Annotated in this window: 20 protein-coding genes; 12 read left to right on the forward strand and 8 right to left on the reverse strand. The window is 47.7% G+C overall.

All coding sequences use genetic code 11. The features are described 5' to 3' along the window. Positions 1-111: 111 nt before the first annotated feature. Positions 112-3312 (forward strand): D-alanyl-D-alanine carboxypeptidase family protein, encoded by a 3201-nt coding sequence (locus AM1_RS36485; RefSeq protein ID WP_012168323.1) that lies wholly within the window; start codon positions 112-114, stop codon positions 3310-3312. 450 nt (positions 3313-3762) lie between these two features. Then, positions 3763-3981, forward strand: coding sequence for a hypothetical protein (locus tag AM1_RS36495; RefSeq protein ID WP_012168325.1), 219 nt, complete (start codon positions 3763-3765; stop codon positions 3979-3981). A gap of 1 nt (position 3982) precedes the next feature. Here the strand turns inward: AM1_RS36495 and AM1_RS44705 are convergent, their stop codons facing one another. After that, a complete protein-coding gene (locus AM1_RS44705; RefSeq protein ID WP_049783922.1) occupies positions 3983-4192 on the reverse strand; it encodes a Tn3 family transposase in 210 nt (69 codons plus the stop codon). A gap of 192 nt (positions 4193-4384) precedes the next feature. On the opposite strand from AM1_RS44705, the gene AM1_RS36505 reads away from it, so the two are divergent. From AM1_RS36505 to AM1_RS43800, 5 genes are all read left to right on the forward strand, one after another. After that, a complete protein-coding gene (locus AM1_RS36505; RefSeq protein ID WP_012160902.1) occupies positions 4385-5041 on the forward strand; it encodes a TetR/AcrR family transcriptional regulator in 657 nt (218 codons plus the stop codon). A 62-nt stretch (positions 5042-5103) separates the two neighbouring features. Then, on the forward strand, positions 5104-5949 hold the full coding sequence (locus AM1_RS36510) for an SDR family oxidoreductase (RefSeq protein ID WP_012160901.1): 846 nt from the start codon (positions 5104-5106) through the stop codon (positions 5947-5949). A gap of 64 nt (positions 5950-6013) precedes the next feature. Then, positions 6014-6889: an alpha/beta hydrolase family protein gene (locus tag AM1_RS36515; protein WP_012168327.1), complete on the forward strand. Its 876-nt coding sequence runs from the start codon at positions 6014-6016 to the stop codon at positions 6887-6889. Between the two features lie 60 nt (positions 6890-6949). Beyond that, positions 6950-7213 carry a helix-turn-helix domain-containing protein gene (locus tag AM1_RS43795; RefSeq protein WP_012168328.1) on the forward strand — a complete coding sequence of 88 codons (264 nt, stop codon included), beginning with the start codon at positions 6950-6952 and terminating at the stop codon, positions 7211-7213. Continuing rightward, positions 7204-7350, forward strand: coding sequence for a double zinc ribbon domain-containing protein (locus AM1_RS43800; protein WP_238549399.1), 147 nt, complete (start codon positions 7204-7206; stop codon positions 7348-7350). Before AM1_RS43795 ends, AM1_RS43800 begins: the two co-directional genes overlap by 10 nt. A gap of 15 nt (positions 7351-7365) precedes the next feature. Here the strand turns inward: AM1_RS43800 and AM1_RS36525 are convergent, their stop codons facing one another. Genes AM1_RS36525 through AM1_RS36535 form a run of 3 tightly spaced genes read right to left on the reverse strand, consistent with a single transcriptional unit; the run spans position 7366 to position 10082 of the window. Then, complete coding sequence (locus tag AM1_RS36525) at positions 7366-8364, reverse strand: AraC family transcriptional regulator (RefSeq protein ID WP_012168329.1); 999 nt, start codon at positions 8362-8364, stop codon at positions 7366-7368. A 36-nt stretch (positions 8365-8400) separates the two neighbouring features. Then, complete coding sequence (locus AM1_RS36530; protein ID WP_012168330.1) at positions 8401-9219, reverse strand: oxidoreductase; 819 nt, start codon at positions 9217-9219, stop codon at positions 8401-8403. 23 nt (positions 9220-9242) lie between these two features. Further along, positions 9243-10082, reverse strand: a complete 840-nt coding sequence (locus AM1_RS36535; RefSeq protein WP_012168331.1) for an SDR family NAD(P)-dependent oxidoreductase — start codon at positions 10080-10082, stop codon at positions 9243-9245. A 345-nt stretch (positions 10083-10427) separates the two neighbouring features. Between AM1_RS36535 and AM1_RS44165 the strand changes: the two genes are divergently transcribed. From AM1_RS44165 to AM1_RS36545, 3 genes are all read left to right on the forward strand, one after another. Beyond that, positions 10428-10550, forward strand: a complete 123-nt coding sequence (locus AM1_RS44165) for a hypothetical protein (protein ID WP_269150248.1) — start codon at positions 10428-10430, stop codon at positions 10548-10550. A 295-nt stretch (positions 10551-10845) separates the two neighbouring features. Continuing rightward, a complete protein-coding gene (locus tag AM1_RS36540; protein ID WP_012168336.1) occupies positions 10846-12648 on the forward strand; it encodes a type IV secretory system conjugative DNA transfer family protein in 1803 nt (600 codons plus the stop codon). Then, positions 12638-13075 carry a hypothetical protein gene (locus AM1_RS36545; protein WP_012168337.1) on the forward strand — a complete coding sequence of 146 codons (438 nt, stop codon included), beginning with the start codon at positions 12638-12640 and terminating at the stop codon, positions 13073-13075. The genes AM1_RS36540 and AM1_RS36545 overlap by 11 nt, the downstream gene beginning before the upstream one ends. An 8-nt stretch (positions 13076-13083) precedes the next feature. Here the strand turns inward: AM1_RS36545 and AM1_RS40630 are convergent, their stop codons facing one another. Both AM1_RS40630 and AM1_RS41875 read right to left on the reverse strand, forming a co-directional pair. Beyond that, complete coding sequence (locus AM1_RS40630; protein WP_083776924.1) at positions 13084-13278, reverse strand: hypothetical protein; 195 nt, start codon at positions 13276-13278, stop codon at positions 13084-13086. Between the two features lie 68 nt (positions 13279-13346). After that, positions 13347-13529 carry a hypothetical protein gene (locus tag AM1_RS41875; protein ID WP_148216128.1) on the reverse strand — a complete coding sequence of 61 codons (183 nt, stop codon included), beginning with the start codon at positions 13527-13529 and terminating at the stop codon, positions 13347-13349. 268 nt (positions 13530-13797) lie between these two features. Here AM1_RS41875 and AM1_RS36550 point away from each other — a divergent pair, with 268 nt between their 5' ends. Beyond that, on the forward strand, positions 13798-15321 hold the full coding sequence (locus AM1_RS36550) for a hypothetical protein (RefSeq protein WP_012168339.1): 1524 nt from the start codon (positions 13798-13800) through the stop codon (positions 15319-15321). 243 nt (positions 15322-15564) lie between these two features. Continuing rightward, positions 15565-15801 carry a hypothetical protein gene (locus AM1_RS36555; protein ID WP_012168340.1) on the forward strand — a complete coding sequence of 79 codons (237 nt, stop codon included), beginning with the start codon at positions 15565-15567 and terminating at the stop codon, positions 15799-15801. Between the two features lie 560 nt (positions 15802-16361). Here AM1_RS36555 and AM1_RS36560 read toward each other — a convergent pair. Both AM1_RS36560 and mobF read right to left on the reverse strand, forming a co-directional pair. Then, a complete protein-coding gene (locus AM1_RS36560) occupies positions 16362-16772 on the reverse strand; it encodes a site-specific integrase (protein ID WP_012168342.1) in 411 nt (136 codons plus the stop codon). Positions 16773-16960: 188 nt separating this feature from the next. After that, positions 16961-20890: a MobF family relaxase gene (gene mobF / locus AM1_RS36565; RefSeq protein WP_012168343.1), complete on the reverse strand. Its 3930-nt coding sequence runs from the start codon at positions 20888-20890 to the stop codon at positions 16961-16963. Positions 20891-20937: the final 47 nt, after the last annotated feature.

The following is a 20937-nucleotide window of genomic DNA, read 5'->3' on the forward strand; positions in this document are numbered from 1 at the left end:
TTCAGCGAGTGGGTTTTATGCGGATATCTAGGTCACCAAGATTCAATTTGCACCTCAAAGGCCATCTTACCTATGTTTCCTCTGTAGCCCAACTACAGGGGATTTCTGTTTGTGACCCTCACTGCTCTCAAGCGATGCCCTACCCTCATCGCCTCCATCCTCATCGCCGCTTCCCAGACCCTTCCTGTCTGGAGTCAGACTCAACAAGTCGGGTACTATCCAGCCCCCGAACTTGCCAATGTTCCTGGGCTAATCTATGACCCACCCCCGGAAGCCCAAGAGGTTTCTTTCTCTAGTCTCCCCGGTGCCAGCTCTCCTGGTTGGGTTGTCGTGGATGACCCCAACCTCACCTATGACCCCAACCGTGCTTGGCCCGCTGGAGCCACACCAGATCGGATCATCAAATTTGGAGACTTAAAGCAAAACCCTCAATTTGCAGGCTTCACTAAACACAGTCTTAGAGACTTTAACAATGCCATTGGCACCGACATCGGCGGAGTGCCCATCGGCCAGGTTGAACTAGTCAATGGCCTCAACCTCGAACAGGTCAAAGACATTTACAACAACGGCGATATCAAACTCAAAGACTCCGCTCCCCTATTCCAAGCCGTCGTCGGAGTCGTCCTCGACCCCACAGGTGCCCAGAAGCAGCTTCAACGCAATGCCCTGAGTACAGGTAAGAAAGCTCTGATCAACGAACTGAATAAAAACCCAGCCCTCAAAGATATCCCCTTTGAAGACCTCCTAGATGGCAATTGGAAAGGGGCCATCAAAGAAGGTGAACAAGTCTTACTTCGAGAAATTGGCAATGACATTCCCGCAGAGCTGCGCCGCTTACCCGTCGGTTCACTCACCATTGAAGTCATAGAAGGCAACTGGGAAACCGCCCGACAACGCGCCCAGAATTATGCCATTAATGAGATCCAAAACTTTACCCTCAATGAAATCATCAAAGAATTCCCCGAACTCAAGCGAGTACCGATTGGGGGCATCGTCCATATCGCCAATCAGCCCCTAGACCAAGCCCTTCCTCAACTGGCAGATATGGCCCTAGAACAGTTCCCTGGCATAGAAGACAAGATCCTAGGATCAGTCCCTGGCCTCGGTGATACGGCCCTTGGGTCCATCGTCGCTCCCGTCATCATTACCCTGTTTAACAGAGATATCTTAGGTAAATTCGATGCGGCCCATAGTGGTCAGGATGGGCCAGAAGAACATTATGGTAGGCCGATCAGTGGTGGCACCCCTGACGCCAAATTCAAGCCAGAACATGGGATTAAGAGTGCCACGAGCAGGAGCAAGCGACCAGAGCGAGGGTTCCCTCGGTTTGAGATGGCCCCTCTTGAACCAGGAACTACGATACTTGGTGATCCACTTCTAGGAAAAGAGTGGATGAGTCGAGATCAGGAAGTCCCAGGATGTAAAGGGTTTCTCTGTCTGTTTGGAAACAAAGAACGCGCAGGCATCAAACCCTTTGGCAATGGCTCTCTCACCAAATTCAGTCTGGGAGACATCACGGAATACGATGACAAACCCGCAGAAGCAAGGCTATGGATCGACTTTCAGATCTGCGTCACCATCCTATTTGAGAAGCACTGCACGGCTCATATCTTTAGTTTCAAAACCCCGTGGAAAGTCAAAGTGGGGGGCATCTTCCCGATCCTCGCTCGTCGTAGAGTCCAAGATTACTTTCCAGGGATTAACGAGAAGACTAGAACCATTGACTTCTGCCAAGTCCCTGACTTCTTAGGGGGAACGACAACAGCGGGGAATAGTCCCCCACCGAATAACAATGCCCTCTATGGTCACTTCGTCTATGCGGAAACCACAGGTCAATTGGTCAACGTGACCTCCGTCGATGGGGTACAGGAAACCTTAGCCCCAGATGCAGCCCAAGCCTTTGAGCAAATGGTGGCAGATGCAGCCGCTCAGGGATTGGATATCAAAGCGATTTCAGGCTTTAGGGACAATCAGACCCAACAGCAGCTATTCGACCTCCAGACTCAAAGGCAAGGCTCTCCTGAAGCAGCGGCTAAAGTGTCAGCCCCCGCAGGTCACAGTGAACATCACACGGGGTTAGCCGTGGATGTGGGTACGAATGCCAACCCCACGCTTGAGACTCGTTTTGCGAATACACCTGAGTATGCCTGGATGCAACAGAATGCTGGGAAGTATGGGTTTGAGTTGAGCTTTCCAGAGAACAATCGTCAGGGAATCAACTTTGAGCCGTGGCACTGGCGATTCGTGGGTACGAGTCAAGCCCAACAGACCTTTGCGAATGCTGCTGGAAGTCATACAGACCATAATCAAGGCAATACTTCAACGCCTTCAGATCCTCAACATCGTTTGAGACAGTATCTCGCCCGTATAGCCTTGGGTGAATCATCTGGGGGAACGGATATTGACGCCCATCCCAATACTGGGGCTTATGGGGAATATCAGTTTATCCCTGAGACTCGCAAAATAATATTGGATCGGTATGGTTTAGATGCTTGGTCCACGAATAAAGCCGAACGCGATCAGGCGACCGTCGCATTGATCCAAGCCTTTGGTGACGAGATTGGGACAGACATTCTTGGGTTGATTGAGGCGGGTGAGTTTGAGCAAGCAGATCAATTGCTTGGTCAGCATGTCTACAGTCGAGCGGGGAATGTGATTCGGTATGGTCAGTTCACCTCTTTACCGGGTGGAGCTGAACAGCATGACATCTGGAAAGACCCAGCAATTCTGGCTCAATATGGTCCGAATGGGAATGCAGGGCAGAATCCATTGTTGGCTGCAATCAATACGAATTCACAGCGGTGTAATCCTACGTTGTTGGTGAGTAATAGTCCCTTTGTTCAGGGTTCCGGTGTGGCCTCTGGGGAGTTACAAGATCCATTATCGGGTCAGCAATATAAGGTCACCAGCGATTATGGATATCGAACCGATCCAGTTTATGGAGGAACGGGCTTCCATTCAGGCATAGACTTAGCTTGGGATGCTGGGACACCTATAAAGGCGGCAGATGGGGGCGTAGTTGTTCGCTCAGAGTGGTTTGGAGGTTATGGCAACTATATCCTGATAGACCACGGAAATGGGTTGGCTACTTGGTATGGGCACAATCAAAACAATTATGTGTCTGTAGGCGATAAAGTGGACCCAGGGCAAGTTATTGGAACTGTGGGTAGCACAGGGAAATCAACTGGGCCTCACATTGACTTTGGAGTTAAAGAAGGTTTCGTGACTGGGGACCCAAATTCGGGCACCATCGTAAACCCAAGGAAATACGTTAACCTCCCCCCTTTAGGCGGTTACAGCCAACCATTCTGAGCAAAAAGTCATGAGAAAAACACTTATATTCACAACGTTTTTAATAGCAGGTCTGGCTAACCTATCCCCTGCCAAAGCCAACCCCGCTGCCGAGCAATGCCTAAATCAGATTAGGCTAAGCCAAGAGGAAGGTTCTCCGTCTGACTCAGCAAAGTTACTTGCTTCAATTGAGCACAATGGAAGCCAATACCACTTGATTCGAGAGGGCTACAACCTTCCAGGTGTACCTAATGCGAGAACTTACCTCAGAACCAATGCCCAAGGAGACTGTCAGGAAGTGTTGTCATATCTTGAAGGTTCCTACCCTTCTCAGAAAGTATATGAGGATCGGCTGGGCACAGCAGTCTTTAATAAACTAAGGCAAGCAGCTCGGTCGCAATCAGGGAAATGATTTTGGCTGCCCGGTAAATCTTGTCTGTGGTTTCGTTAGTCTATTTCTAGCGTGTTCCCATGCAAATTACCGTTCAATCTCTCATGCTACCTAAAGAACAGGTTGGACTCTGCCAAACCATCTGTTGTTCTGATTCAGAAAGGGGGCATGCCGAGATACGTGTAAAAACATGCAAGATGGTGCCAGAAGCTATATACATCAGTGCTTTTGAAGATTTAGCTTTTAGACTTTTAGATCGCCTCATAGGATGTCAAACAGCTCCGAAAAGCTTTGCCTAGACTAGATTTCGTCAAACTTAATCGGTAGTTGAATGGCTTGTTCAAAAGGTACAGGTACGGTCTCCAGATCCAAGACAAAATCTCCAAACCGCTTCAACTGCTCAGTCAGATAAGGACTCATCGTTGCCAGTGCCTCACGATCAATCGGATATCCCTCCGCACTGAGCTGTTGCAATGCCAGAGACATATCAACGGCATTCTGGAAAATCACAGCGCTGATTAAATTACCACACAGCGGCTTTCTTTCAATCCCTCCAATACTTCTACTTCCTACTCCGCTAGGTAGTGGTTTGTGATGGTTTTCGACTGGCCAATGCCCTTCGGAGAGACAAGAACTGCCAAGTAAAGGTTGACAAGTGACTGGTGGTTGCTTATTATGTGACCAGTGGTTACTTATTTATCTATGAGTTGGGCAAGAGCACGGAGTCAAAGCCAAAAAGCTGCTAGGCGAGAGGAAATTCTTGAAGCAGCTCAGTCTCTTTTCTCTGAGCTGGCATATGAAGAAATTAGCCTCAACGGGATTGCCCGTGAAGCAGGAATTAGCAAAGCCAATATTTATCGCTACTTCTCGACCCGAGAGGAGATTTTCTTAGTCATTTACGAAGCAGAACAAATTGTATTTGTGCGCGCATTAATAAACCGACTTCAGCAAATGGCATCGGTGGATAACGTATCGGAAATGACTCAGGTTTGGGTCGAAACACTGCTGCAACATGAAACATTACTCAATCTGATTCCCCAACTTTCAATCTCCATGGAGCGTAATTCCTCCGTTGAGCAACTGATTAAATTCAAAAAACAAGGTTATACCACCTACCAAGAACTATTAGAGAGTTTGGTATCGGTGTTCCCCCGCCTCAATCAGCAGCAGTGGATCATGGTGATTCAATGCACCTACTCAATGATTGCTGGCCTTTGGCCCCTCTCTAATCCCAGTGAAAATTTGCTGGAAGCGCTGCGGCATCCAGAAGTCAATCAGCCCCCCTGGGAATTTGAATCGACGATGACGTATGGACTATCCGCGTTAATTCATGGGGCGATCGCAATCAATAACGAATAATTTACCCGATAGCAAAGCCGTTCAATATCAACCCTCAATCACCACAATCAGGAGTCAAACTCATGAATCAGAAAACGGTCCTAATCACAGGGGCAAGTTCAGGATTTGGTAAACTGGCCGCCCTGAAGTTTCAGCAATCTGGCTGGAATGTGGTGGCTACAATGCGTTCTCCGGAGCGCGAAACGGACCTCACACAACTTGAAAATGTAGTTGTAACCCGACTCGATGTAACTGAACCAGCCAGTATTGAAGTCGCGGTTAAATTGACAATCACCACCTTTGGCACCATTGATGTGCTGGTTAATAACGCAGGCTACGGTGGCCACTCCCTGTTTGAGCAAGCAACAGACGAAAACATTCGGGCAATGTTTGAAACCAACGTCTTTGGCGTCATGAATGTGTCCCGTGCCGTTTTGCCGTTTATGCGTCAACAAAAATCAGGCTGCATCATTAACGTAACGTCCATGGCAGGTATGCTCGCCGCACCCACCATCTCAATTTACGCCTCAACCAAGCATGCTGTTCAGGGCCTCACGGAAGGTATGGCCTTTGATTACAAGCCATTTAACATTCGAGTAAAAAGTGTTCTACCTGGGGCCTATCCGACGACCCGGTTTAATGCCAATACCAGCGACATCCTTAAAGCTGGAGATGCCGAACTAGTGGCTCATGCTGAGAAGTTGCATACTCACTTGCAAGACGTCGCTCAGAAGATGGCCAACCAGGGTGGCCAAGTTGCTGATCCTCAAGAAGTAGCCGACAAAATTTTTGAATGTGCGACCCAAGACACCCCCATCAACAACCCGGTCGGTTCTGATGCAGAAATGCTAGCAGGGATGATCGCTAAAGCTGACTCTCGCCAGGCCTTTATCGACCAAGTTACCCCATTACTAATGCCGCCAGTGTAATAAGTCACCCGCCAACACAGTCATCACACGATTCAACGTCATCACGCTCATCAAGAGGTCAGATATGTTTGGCAATATGGTTTCCAATATGATGGTCAAGCCATCCCAGTCACCGTTGTTTGACAGTCCTACAGACTATGGACTCAACTACGAAAATGTGGAGTTCAAAGCGCGTGACGGTGTAACCCTGCGGGGCTGGTTGATCAAAGGAGGCACAGACCGCGTGATTGTGCAGAGCCATTTTGGTGTGCAATGCAACCGTGGTGGCTGGTCTCCCAAAGGCAGAGGGCCGATCGCACCCTGGAAAGAAGACATCAAGTTTTTACGCCAGGCCAAATACCTTGCTGAGCAGGGCTATTCCGTATTGATGTATGACCTGCGGGGGCATGGAGAAAGCGACCTAGGTACGATTCCGTGGGTGAGCTGGGGGCCTGAAGAAGCTAAGGATGTCGTGGCAGCAGTAGACTTTGTTTCGGCTCGACCTGAGTTTGCCAATGCCAGTGTGGGGCTGCTTAGTATCTGCATGGGGGCTGCTTCCACCACCTATGCCTACGGCTTAGCAGATGGGTTAGCCAGTCGTGACAAGGTAAAGGCGCTGGTTAACGTGCAGCCCCTGCTTTACAGCTACTTCGTCAAAGCACTGGGCATGCCTGGATTTATGGAGCGCGCTGGGGCCAAGGTCTCCCGCGATCGCCTTGGCTTCAATATGGCTGAGCCCAACTTTATCAACGATGCCCCTAAAATTTCAGTCCCCACATTGGTCCTTCAGAACCAGAACGATCCCTGGACCAATCTAGACATGGTGCGGTCCTACTACGATGCCCTGACCGTGGAAAAAGATCTGCGGATGCTGGACTTAGAAGCCAGCCGGTTTGCGGGCTACGACTATCTGGGACGGTCTCCAGAAGCGTTTGTGGGCTGGTTTGATCAGCACATCTAATACGACCAGCAACCTCAAGCGCCAAACCCCGGTGAATCCTTGGCTGAATATGTCAGGTGATTGCGTCTTGGTCAAGGTCTCAATCAGAAAGAGTTAACGGCTAAAGCAAATGTGCATCTGCAGAGTATTGGCAAGATTGAACGGGGGAAGACCACTAAACTTAATCACAAAACCAAGAATGGTCTTGCTTATGCCCTAGGCGTGCCAGCAGAGTACTTTGAGGCTGTATGTCGAGGGATTGCTGTGGAGGCGGCTTCTCGATTGAAGTTCTGCCAACTTGCTGAGTGCTGGGAACGATCCCGGATCCATTACGGATGCCTCTAAGAGCAAAATACTGTTTTGCTTGTGCTGCTGAGCTAAGAAGTTGGTGTAGTCAATGCAATGAACCGATGCTTTCCCTCAAACATCGGTTCTGTTCCTTCTGTGGTCAAGCTTATAAATCCACTCCAGTCAACACATAAATCGTGGTCGCTAGATTATGACATTTCACGTACAATGTCGGGAGTTTTCCCCGTCCAGAGATGAAAGGCTCGGAAGAATGAACTGGGTTCACTATAGCCAAGCAGCAAGGATATTTCTGCACTTGAATAGGGTGTATTAACAAGATAGTGATTAGCCAATTCCGCCCTTAAGCTGCTCAGTTCTTGCTTAAAGCTTGTATTTTCATCTTGCAGCCGTCGCTGTAAAGTGCGTGTGCTGACTGCCAGCCTTTTCGCGACATCAGCCATCGTGCATTGACCGCTGGCAAGAATTTCCATTAGACAAGCCCGAACGCGATCCCGAAAATGCGCATCTACTTCTAGATGCTGCATACGCTTGTGCAATTCAGGCTCGAAAATCGACCACATCCCAGCATTAGCGGTTAGAAATGGCTTTTGCGCATCTGCCGCTGAAAAGACAACACCATCAAGCTCACCGTTGTCCAGAGGTACACCGAAGAAAGCCTCATATTCTTTTGAACCGGGAATCGTGAAAGTACTTTGCACCTTAAGTGGAATAATGAAAGCGCGGGTCGCCAATCGAGTCAAATGCACGAGTAGCGCTAGCTCCATAGCAATGAGAGATTGGGGGATCGGTGGGTGTCCCGGAAGCTCTCCCAGGGCGATCTGAGTGTCATGGATAGTTTGTGTAACATCAAGGCGAAAAGGGCCAATCAATCGTTTATATAAGGCTAATCGCTGGATACCCTGATTGAGATTTTCGCTGCAAATACAGGCAAAAATAGGTGGGCTGAAAGACTCTACGGTGATAGATTGAGCAATCCGTAACGGAAAAGTTGGATCCTTTAATAAAAGAGTTTCTAACCCTTCCCAAAAACGAAAATACTCCGTGGAAGTTAGGGCAGGAGTAGGCTGGCAGAATAGGTCTAGGGGTAAATTCGCTTGACGTAATATCGCCTGGGGAGACACACCCAAATCTTTCAGCAAGACTTGCCAGCCCGAATCCAATACGAATTTATGGTTTGTTGGGTTCATTGAAACGATATCCCTGCACAGTAGTCGAGCCACCAGTTAGCCAAATGCTCGGTTAATTATGAACTCGAAGGTTCCGTCACCTAACCATTTTCTGATAAACATCAGTGGCTTGGCCATGGAGCCTTTGACATATCTGCGCTTGGGGTTCTTGGAATTAACAGCTTCGACAAAAACCCTAGCTAAAACAATCGGTTCTGTGGCATTATCCATAGCCTTAGGATCTGCCATCATCCTGAGGTAAGGATCCATCTGTTTTTGATATGCACTGCTGTCGTAATACTTTTGCAATTGCTTACCTACGACATCGCCAAATTCAGTTTTGATACCACCAGGCTCCACTAAGACAACCTGAATATTAAATGGCTTTGTCTCAATCCTTAGACAATCGGACCAGCCTTCCAAGGCATGTTTCGTAGCGTGGTACCAGGCTCCTAGCGGTGTATAAATTTTCCCACCCATAGAAGAGGTGTTGATAATCCTGCCTGACTTCTGTTGGCGCATATAGGGCAGCACGATTTGAGTCAAATGAGCCAATCCAAACAGGTTTACGTCAAATTGGTATTGTGCATCGTCTAAGGGTACATCTTCTACTGGTCCGTATAAGCCAAATCCAGCATTATTGATCAAGACATCAATTCGTCCTGCATCGGCAATAATTTGGTCAACAATCTTCTGATTATTTTCGCGATTGGTAACATCCATCTGTACCGGGATAATCCCTAGAGATCTAAGCGATTCCATGCGCTCAATCCTTCTTGCCCCGGCATATACTTTGTGGCCCTCTTGGGCAAGTAACTTAGCGGTCTCCAGCCCCATACCTGAAGATGCACCAGTGATCAAGATGACTTTGCTCATTATTATCCTCCTCAATGATTAGACTAAAATTCACGTAGGGATTGACCCACTTGTTGTTGCAGAACAGGACTGAGATTCGTTCTGACGTCGTATCGAACATCCCCTTCGTAACGGGGAGCATATGTTGCATAAGCAGCGGCCAAAGCTTTTTGTTTTTGATGTAACATCACCACGTTGTAAGCATGGCTGACAACATAGAATTCATTGGCTTTTAACTGAGGTATTGTTATACTCACAAACTGATCAGTCGGCATACCATACTGCATGTTCTCGGGTGGCCCCAATTCAGATACAACAAAGCCTGGACAAATTAAACTAACGTCAATAAAGTCTGGTAGCTCTTCTCTCAGTGAATGAGTAAAGGCCAGCACTCCATGCTTAGTAGCAACATAGGCACCATTAAAAGGCGTCCCATGGAAAAGAGAGTTTTCCGAGCCAATGTTATAGATAGCTGCTGGAGTGCCTTGATCAACAAAGCGCTTACCAAATACTTTGGAACCAATGACGACACCAAACAGATTGACGTTGAAGATGGCATGAATATCTTCTAGGGGCATGTCTAGAACTGGCGCGTGATGCACCATCATGCCAGCGTTATTGATGAGTACATCCACTTTGCCAAAACTATCCCAAGCAAAGTCGGCCAGTTTTTCAGTGTCTTCCAAGCTACTGGCATCTGCGAGGATAGCTTTGGCTTCAATGCCATTATTATTGAGCGCTGTTATCGCTTCTTGTAGTCGATTTTCTCGCCGACCACTAATCACAACCTTTGCGCCTTCTTTGCCAAATGCCTTGGCATAACCAAAGCCGATTCCGGTTGTTCCACCAGTAATGACGATGACTTTATTACTAAAGTTATCCATGTACTTTTACCTTACGGTTGAGATTATTGTTGTGAGATGGAAAGCTGCAAGTGCTTTCGTTTAGTGATGTTGCTCCCAGTCACTTTTGGATTGAGAGCTAATTCTGATTTCTTGAGAACAGCATACGGGCTGAAAGTTTTTTGGGGAGTGACATAATGCGTCAATTTTGTAGCATTACACGCCAACTTTTTATACTCTCTAACCAACAGAGGAAAGCAACAAGGAATATCGTTCTGTTCAATACTTTTGAGCAATCCTTGCTACTTGGCTTAGAACATCAATGACATCACGGGCATTGAGCAGAGTGGTTTCAAGTTGAAAGTGATTCCTTGGTTTCACAACTCTTTGCCACACCCCTATCTCACAGAGCAGTTGAAGCGATTTGGAGATTTTGTCTTGGACTTAGAGACTGTACCTGTACCTTTTGAACAAGCCATTCAACTACCGATTAAGTTTGACGAAATCTAGTCTAGGCAAAGCTTTTCGGAGCTGTTTGACATCCTATAAGGTGATCAAGAAGTGAAAAAACTAGATCTCTAAAAGTCTTTCTATATATAGTTTCTGGGACCATCTTGAATGTTTTTACACGTATCTCGGCCAGACCTCAGAAATATTCAAAATCGGGGAAGTAACTAAGAAAAAATGTAGGTATCGAGTTAAAAAGATTGTTGTTGACTAGTCAACAGCCTGCAATCAATAAATTTGCACCCCACCATACAATCTGCCTATGTTCCCGTTAGCCCTACCTAGCAGGAATTTTCATATGCCCCAACAAACCACCCAACCCTCACCAGAATACAGAGGGTTCCACAACATTCCCATCAACTATGGCTGGCTCACTGTGGGCTTTCTCAGCATCGTCTTTATCATCTGGCTCAGTACCCTCAATCGATGCAGAACTCAAATTCCAGAGGGAATGCCAAATGCCAGAGAAGCCACCCCCAAAGAAATCAAAGAAGGGTCCAACAAAGCCAAACTGATCCGAGCTGAAGGCGACATCGAAAAGTCCGCGATCCAGCTCAACCCAGAAACAGGTATCACCCTTGGTCCCATTAATCCCGGTGGAATTGTCTCAGGTAAAAGCGGTGGCGGAAAAACTGAAAGCTTTGCCCTTCGCCTCATCGAATCCCTCGCGGAAGATGGAGCCTCCCTGATGATCAGTGACATCAAAGGCGAACTCATGGAGAAAACCGCTGCCTATCTTCATGACTTGGGTTATGACCTTCACTTTCTTGCCCCTGGCATCAAAGAAACCTCAAAGTACTCCGCAGATAAACTCCCCTTCTCCGGTGGCCTCAACCTCCTCGACCTGATTGCCAATGATGAAGACCTCGCAGGCACCCTTGAACTAACCCGAGGCATCAACATCAATGCTGCCGAGAACTATGAACGCAGACATCAATACTTCGGTCCCCAGTCTGACCTCCTACAACAGTCCATGATGCTCGGAGCCAAAAGCAGTGAATATGCTGACATGCTGATGGTCTGGGAACTGATGGGCCTCAACAACATCGCCGAACGCTTAGCCGCAGCCAAAGACAACGACAAGATGGGGAAAGGACTCCCCTACTTTATGACTCACCTAAGCCGAGGACTGAGGACCGTCGCCAACAGCTCCAGCAGTGCAAACCCTGGCCCCACCATTCAATCCACCGCCAGCCAGAACTGGGTACAATTTCTCGACCCCGAGATTGCCAAATGCATGACCAAGACCACCATCCCCTTGGACCTCACAGGCAAACAAGCCATCTTCTTCCGCATCAATGAAGACCAGCTAGAAGCCACCAAGACCTACCTCGCCGCCGCCCAACATATGCTGATCAAGCGCAACATCAGCTATACCCGCAGACGCCAGAACAACCTAGGCGTGATCATCGAAGAAGCCAGTTTCACCCTCTATCCCAACGCCAAGAAATGGTCAGCCCTCGGACGGCAGAATGGTCTATTGATGTGGATGGTTTATCAACAAGAAGAACAGATGCAGGAACTTTATGGCGAGAAGCGCTGGGAAAGCATCGCCGCCAACCTGCCGACCCGGATCTATATGAACCAAGGATCTTATAAGAGTAATCAAGTCATCGCCAACCGCTTAGGCAAGAAAACCATCATCAGCACCACGGAAAACGAGTCCTTTGGTTCCAACCATTCACGGAGTCGCAACGACAGCTTTCAGCAAGTGGATTTGATGACGGCAGACCGTTTAGATGCCATGAAGAAACCGGGGCAATGCATCATCGTCGATGCCTCCACCAACGGTCACCCGATCATCTATGAGAAGAAACAGCTTCCCTATAACGAGAACAGCCGTCAAGCCAGGATAAGGAAGCAGTGTAAAGTCGCATGGCGAGAGGACATCCTACCCAGCCTCCAAGAAGAACATCAGAAGCACTTTGGAGAGATCAATATCCAAGTAGCAATGGAGAACAGAGCCGCAGCCGCAGAGGATCTACTCCCACCCCCAGAGTATTACGCCATTGAAGAAGAAGCCGCAGAAATTGATGCAGAAGAAGGCACTGAAGACGCAACTGATGTAAACGAAATGGAGGAGATGGACGATGCAGCCTAGTCAAGACCAGACCTTAGAACGGGATGCTGAGAAAGGAATGCACCTGGCCGAAGAAGGCGTAGAGAAAGCCGCCAGATTGACGGCTGAGACTCTACGAATACTCAAGGCACAACTCGCTAAATACAACAATCGCGTGTCCATCAAATTTGAGTCACGAGCCGACGATATCGCCAACGTCAAAGCTGGGATGCAGGGAGGACTCAAGGGAGTACAGCTCAGGCAGATTGTCAGGGCGGGTGACTCGATCAAGGAAGTAGCTCAGCGAACCCAGTCAGCGGAGAAAGTGAAGCTGTATGAGGACCGGGTATTGTCCAGGGCACAACATGAACTGAATCGAGAGAAGGTAGAACATCGTCGATCTCAGCAAACGGATCAGTCCCAGAAGCAGAGTCAAAGGCAGTCTCAGTCACAGGATTTGGGGTTGTAAAATACCTCTTAATTTCCAAATTTACATGCTTGTGGATTATAAATAGGATGGCATCCGATGGCATGTAATTCGGCATTATGACTTTGCTCAATATTGAGCTTGTCACCGAAAGACTTTTCTGTGATGTTTATTGAATTATTTATAGACATGAAGCCCATAGATAGACTCAACGCACTGGCAAGCCCAACTAAGCAGTATTTCATGAGGTGTTAATCCTTTGTTATTTAAGTAACGGCAAATTCAAAGAAGGAAATATCTTGATTCACAGCAATTATGGGTAAGGATCACAAGGGAAAAAAGTACAGATAAATGCAACCTGATTAATGTCTTGCGGATAATCAAATTTAAATGTTCTTTCGTCAGATTCTCTAGCTATTTCACTGGTGAAATTTATTGCTGTTAAACCTAGAGAAAGTCCAATAGTGCTTGCAAGGCCAATTAAGCAATATTTCATGAGATTAAAACTCTAAAACGATTTAGAAAAACGGTATCACTGCATCTAGAAAAATCATCAATATTTTACGTTTATTGATACTAGCAACTTATATGAATTTCGATTGCCTATTTTTCTCTCTGCCCCAGAAAATTCTTTGATTTAGGTCTACGATCTCTCACCATCAGCACGATAGATAACAGTCTTCAAACCCAATCCTCACATAACGATTTGTCCCTCACAGGTCATCTTGCCTATGTTTCATAGGTAAACCTCGCGAGGGTTTGAAATGTCTACCTTCAAAGACCTATACAACACAGCGAAGGAGGCCGAGGATGTCGCCTTTGCCGTGTCCCCGATCCCCCTTGGATTCATCAAGAGTGGGATTCAAAATGTGGGGGTGCCATTAGTCGTAGCGGCTGCGGCCACCCATACCCCCTTTGTTGCTCCCCTAGCAGGCACAGCAATCAAGTGGGGGAGTGATGCCTTCCAGTCTGGCACCCATTCTCTGGCCCAACAAGCCATGAGCAACTTTGGGGAATCCGTGATGTCTGGCCTGCCAGCCTTTGGCGGGATTCAAACCAGCTTTAATTGGATTTCATCAGAATCTTCTCAGGTGATATTGGCAGGCCAGGATATGGTCACCCATGCCGTGGGATCTGTGGGTACTTCTCTGATGTTGGGCCGCACAGTGGCGAATTCTGCCGTCGTTGCCTTTCAGAAGATTCGACCCATGACCATCAATGAAATACTCGCCAATGGTCAACAGGCATTAGAGCGCTCTCAAGAATTTCTCACCAGTGTCGCCAGTCATATCCGTCAAATCGGCATCCATGCTGAATTATTTGTAGAACAGGAGTTTGCAAAATTGTCTAACAGCGAAGAACAGACTACCCAGGTTCAGCCCACTGAATCTCCAGAGCAAGCAACCGTCTTGGCTATGGATAAAACTCAAGTCGAAGCAGAACCCCAACTCAAAGCTGCGGCTCAAGTCGAGTCAAACGGCACCCAGCCTGAGATCAACGTTCAGCCCTCAGAGAATGGCAATGGTCAATCAGAGCGAGGGACACAGGCCAATATCTTTGAGGCGGCAGTGGAGACGGCTGCTAATATGGTCAATCCGATTCGTTCTGAATCTTCTCAAGAAGCAGAAGATTATGTATTGGGTTTAGTGGACAAGTTAGCCGCTGGCAATATGAACGTGGATCGGCTGTATATCAAGATGGATGGCATTGATATCTTCAAAATGAAGAACGGTGCCCCAGATCCATCCACCTCGATCACGGACTCTCAACGAGATGCCTTGCAGCAAGCCTTGGAAGACCCCGCAGCCTTTGGGGGGAATCTGGTGATTAAGCAGGGGAATAAAGTCTTACTGAATATCAAAAAGGGTCGGATACTGCATAACCCGATGGGTTTAGCCAAGCAATCTTTGAGCGCTGAAATGGAAACGAAGGAACACCTTCAACAGCAGCAGCCAGAGGCCAAACAAGCCACAGTTCCGAATAATCCAGCCGAGGGTCTGTGGTCCAAGTATGGAGCCAATGTTTCACCTGGCTTGAAAGGAGTCAAACTAGCCGCTGATAACGCCTTAAAAGATGGAATTAAGCCCAAAGAAGTGCGGGCGATGTTGGGTCAATCCGCTCACTTCAAAGGTCTCACGGCAGACAAAGGAGCCTCGGTTGCAGAAAAAGTGATTGCCCGCACGGTGAAGACAGCTCAGGCTAGGGTTGCCCAGCAACAGCGACCCAAGCAGAAAGTACAGCAGAAGGAGGAGCAAAAACAGGCAGCAGTGATGGCACCGGGCCTCTAATTAAGTGCCGTTGGCAAGCCTTTGAATCTCTTGATCGAACAGCGATTGAGAGGTTTCTTTTTGCAATAAAAAGTATTACTTGAAGGAGTTGTAGGTGCTTTGCCGTAAAGATGTTTGTACTTCGACCACAAAGCTAAAACCAGATCTTAAAATCAAGATTGCTGCACATCTTAAAAAAACATAAAAATAAGATGTATAGCAATCAATGTATAAGCACCAATAGTATTAAGCGATTTTACTGCGATGTCACCTCCTCTTCTCCGTCAACTCTGGCAAATGATTGAAGAAATACCCCAGCACTCCCTGGAGAAGCTTGATGACTCAGGTTTGGTGGGATGGGTGTTGTCTCACCTAGAACAACACAAAAGTCTGCAAACAGACGAACGAAAAGCTGCTGAGGACTATCTATATGACCACATACTGCTGATTCGCGATATTGCTGAATCGCACCAACTCCATCACTGCCCTCTCGCAGGCTGATGTACTAGAAATGGATGGGGTGAAGGAGCAAGGTACATAACACTCCATCTACGCAAAACCGCCAGCGAATAAAACCGTAGAGACTCATAAACAGCCCTGAAAGGATAACAAACAAGATAGCAAAGAACCAAGTCAGTCTAGATATTTGATGGATCAGATCAGTTGTTTTGGTCACCATTCACACGATATAGATTATTGCCTGGAGAATGCTAGCAACAGAAAAGAGCAAAACTAGCCATCTCTTTCAACGGCACAGCCTACTCAAGCGATTCGTTAAAGGAGAATTAGGTAACGAGTCGTAAATTAAGTACTAGCATTTATCTTGAATTCTTCTGCTTATTCCTAGCCTAAAAAAGGCATAAGAAAGTGCTGGAAAACTAAAGCGTCAATTATTGAAAGTAGGCCACTACAAGTTTAAATTGACATTAGTAAAACAGCTAGGTGCATAAAAATCTAATTATGAAAATAGTGTACAGCTAGTTCTTAACAAACTATAACTAAGTTAACTTTGTTTTCATAATATGTTGAATGCAAAGCGAGAAGTGCAGCAAGCTCATGATTTATTTCAATGCAGCTAACACTTTTTCATTGGTAATTCCCTTTTCAGTGGCTAGGAATTGGAAAAACTTCTTGAGTGCTACTCGTAAATCACTTTCGGTTGAAGAATCCCAGACCTTACGTTTGTACCACTTCCTGAAATGGCTATTGACCATGCCTTTAGTGATTTCGTCTATGGCTTCGACATCGGTATAGCCACAAATGAAGTGAATGAACAGCTCGACAATGTTGGTGTGTTTTCTAACGGTTTTCTTAGAGTACTTTTGAGAGAGGAAGCCAGCAAAGTCTCGATTGAGCTGTTCAAGGGACTTTCTAAAAGGTGCTCTGGCTTCTTCTGCGGCTTGCATGGCTTCCAGATATTCATTCATTTGATTCGCTGGGATGACCACTTTGCCAGTGTAGACTTTTGCCATTTTCCTGTCCTCCTGCGAGTGATCGTGGCTCATTTATGTGTTGATAACAGCAACTTAAGAGTATTGATAGTTCATTCCCCAATTTAGACTCTAGTAGTACAATAGAACTACTGCTTACAATTGCCTGTCCAGAAAAGAGGCAGGCATTTTTCCTGGGCATACACCTACGAGATTGCTCACCTCAAATTTTAATACGACTGCCCAATATCAAAATTGATTTGCTCACTCTGTAATGGCGTGGGCTTTTCTTTGACAATCTGCAACTTGACCCGATTCTGCACCATCTCAGGCATCCGCTGATTGAAGTTAATCGGCTTATCTGAGTCCATTAGCTCCTCATAGATGGGTGAGACTTTGTGAATCGCCAATAAATACAGCCGTTTCTGTTCTGGGGTGGCCGCCCGCATATGATCTGACTCTGAGATGAACCGATAAGCATCATTGAGTTCCGTATGTTCCTTACAGTAGGCGTAAACCTCCAGGTCAACCCGCTCCTTGGGCATCTCACCTAAGCGTTTCTGGACCCGCTTGGCAATAGAGTTGTACTGGCCTTTGTAATGACGCTTGACTTCAGCATCTGGGGAAATTGCATTAGCAATGGCGGCATTGTAATAGCGTGGTCCCACCTTAGCGATCACATCATCCAACCCCTTGCCTAACTTCGGATTCCACGGTGCCAGTTTGCAGACGACCCCCTCAGCTTGTAGCAGTTCAATGGTGCGGACCAAATCACGACGCACATTGAAGATGGCCGATAGCTTAGTGTCCTGGTCAAACGCAAAGGTGATTTTTCGTCCCGGCTTAGCTAATGCTTTGCCATATTCCGATAACTCTCGCTGGGGTAGGCGATGGTCGAAATCATCTTTGGCTCGATACAAAGCGGTGACCCCCGGTAATCCTACCGTTAGATGTCCCTGACTGAGGGATGCCCAGGTTTTTTTGAGTCCTTCCGTCAACACAATGGGTAGGTTGTACTGATCGGCCACATACCAAACCCCCTTGGCCCGCTCCTCTGGAGTCGGACTGATGGCATTACGCTGATAGATCAGCTCTGTAATTTCATCCGGGATATGGGGCAAGAATACCTGCTGGTCAACGCCTTTGGGTGTCTCGTATTTCACTTCCTCACCATCAAAGATTCGGGGCGTCTTCGGCTTTACCTGGCAATAGGAAGACGGTTGTGGGTTCCCCTCGATGACGGAGAGTAAATCAGTCCCCCCATAGCCAATCCATCCCCCTCCCTCAGCAATACGGGTATAGGCGCGTTCAGGATCATCGACCCATTTGCCATTAACCTTGTGAGTGCCATTGAGCTTTCGCTTCATCTCGTGGGTGACTTCTTGGCCTGCCCCATATTTCGGTTTGGTAAACTCAGCTCCGAGTAACGCCTCTAGCAAAACGTTGTCTCGGATTGATGGTTCAGAACTCCCTGCCTCACTTCTCAGATGCTCTGGGGTTAACAAGCTGGGATGAATGCCACTGCTCTTCATCTCGGCCCAGGTGTCCATGTCAAGCTGCCAAGGTTTCTCCACTCCCGTATAGTCAGGGGTCCAACCTTCATGGGGGTCGAATAGGGTCTCAATCGCATTCTCTTGGGCGTTGGAGGTGGCGACCCACTCTTTCAAGTCTTCTAGAGATTCTGTAAATACAGAGATATGTTTGGTCCGATGGCGCGAAATACCGACATAGAAAGACTCCCTAGCAGAAGTGGGATTGAGACTGGCAATGTAGATCGTCTCGGAATTGGTCCCGCCTTGTGCCCGGTAGGTCGTCGTGGCCCAATCATGGTCAATTTGCTGGGGCTTACTGAGATCGAGCTGATGCACTTGGCCTTTGTTGCCTTGAACCGTAGCAATCCCCTCTTGAATACGGATGCACTCTAAATAGGCATGGGTATAGATCCCTTCCTTTTTATTCGTTGAAGTGAATCTGAGCTTATCTCCTACGGCAATATGATTTTGCTTTGCAGTGAAGACTTCAGTTCTTTCATGTTGAGCGGGATTAATCTTGAATTGCCTGCCCCCTGGTGACGTAACTCGTAGATGTTGACCTTCAACTGCCAAGACTTTGTAAGGGACATGGGTTTGCAGTTGGGTATAGGTGCGGTGCTTACGATGGAGGACGAGTAAATCGCCTTTGCGGTAGTTCTCCGCTCGTTTCTTCTGGACCTTCGTGAGATTGCGATTCTTGAGCTGTGTGAATTCAGTGTTGTTGGTCAGCTTCCCTTCTTCGATCAGTCGAACTCTGAGTTGATCCGTGAAGGCTTCTCTCTCGGCATTGGTCCCGATCACCACTAAGGTTTTATCTCGTCGGCTTTGGGGTAATGAAATGTACTGCTTGACTGCCGCTGAGATTTTAGTGTCAGCATCTTCGACCTCATGGATATGCCCCTGTTTTTCGAGGACATTGAGCGCTTCAATGCCATGTCCTTCAGCGATGAGCTTTACTGCCGTTTTCTGTTCCTTGTTTTGTTGTCTGATGATTTCACTGAGCTTATGGACAGTGGCCCCGCTATGCATGAGCATTCGGACGGGTGCGCCTGCGGCGATGGCTCCATTCTGTCCAGTATCTCCAACAGCCCAGACCCGAGCGCCCACTTTGGTTGCTTTATTCATGACCATCTCAAAGTCATCAGAGCCAACCATGCCTGATTCATCGAGTATCCAGAGTTGGTTGGATTCCGTCGTGGGTTCACTGACGGCCAGTTGAGCGATAGTTGCGCCTTCCAGGTCAAAGGATTCAGCAATCTCGTTCTTGGCATTGTGGGTGGCCGCAAAGACTTTGATGACGGTTTCAGGGGGGAGCTGCTGTCGTGCAATTCCTAATGCTGTGGTCTTGCCCGTACCTGCGAGTCCTTTAAGGATTTGGTACTGATCTGGTGAGCTGAGCAATCGCTTCATCGCTTCAGACTGACCACTATTGAGGATGGTATGGCTGAAGTCAGCGATAGGATTGAGGGGAGTAACGCTATTATTGCCCTTGAGCCAGTGGTTGATGATGCGGATATCTCGATCCACTGCGGTCTGGGTGGTGTATCGACCATCCCAGGCAGTAAGTAGATCTGGGTGGTGATCAATCTCCTGGTTTAGGGGCTTTTCATCAAAGCTGCGGAGGTGAGAAAAGACGAAGCGCTGAATGTCTTCAAGGCTAAAGCTGGACTGGCGTTCTGCTAGATGGCCGATAGCAGCGTCAAGTAATTCTCTGGGTGTTTCAGTGCTTTTTGGGGTGATCGGGTGGTTGGCGGGAGTGAGACCCGTGAAGCCAACTGCTTCCATCTCATGGCCCCATCGCTCCTGCTTCTGTTCTAGACTTTCCGTGATGTTCTTAGCGATTCGGGTTTCAAAGACGGCTTTCTGTCTGTTCGCTGGAGTATTGCTCCAGCCCTTCTCTTTGAGATAGTCTTCGATTTCCGTAGAGCGCTTACTAAATACTTCAATCTGCTCATCCGTTACACCTGCTAAATCAAACCCCGTGGCCGTCTCCCGGATTTCATAGCCCAATGCTTGGACTTTAAGGGCTAGTTTCTGGTGGTAGAGGTCACCGAGGACGCCACTATTGCGGAGGGGTTCGTACCATAAGGCCCGATACTCTCCGTCTGGACAGAGAGTGCCATTAAACAGCACAACATGGGTATGGACATGGGGGTCACCTGCCCTGGATTCATGGTGATTAACCAGAGTGGCAGCGATGTTACCCGTTTTGATGGCTTGGCGCTTTCCATTGGCCTGGACTCGTGCCCCGGCATATCGGTTCTCAACAATCACCATCACTTCTTTGACGGCTTCCACATGAGCCTCCCAAAGGCGCTTGTCTCCGTTGGGTCCATGGATTGCCATACTCAAAGACTTTCCAGGAACGGTGAATGTGAGGTCATAGGCTAAGCGTTCTTTGCCTTTACCATTGACTTCGCCCCTCATGCGTTGGCCGTTGGGGAGATCACCGTAGAACATCTTTGTGAAGCGTTCAGCGGAATAAGGTTCATTGGGTGCCATGCTGCCGAACCATTCTGATTCCGTCATTTCTTGAACTTCTTCATCCTGGCTGTAGTAGCTTTCCTCTTTGGTGTAGTAGCGGGCACCGTCTTTGATGTTGGAGTTGATGGTGGTGATGTCTAGCATTACCCTATTCCCAGAAATGGAGGTTCCGAGTAGAGGATAGGCAGATT

It is taken from the genome of Acaryochloris marina MBIC11017 (assembly GCF_000018105.1).
Classification (GTDB): Bacteria; Cyanobacteriota; Cyanobacteriia; order Thermosynechococcales; family Thermosynechococcaceae; genus Acaryochloris; species Acaryochloris marina.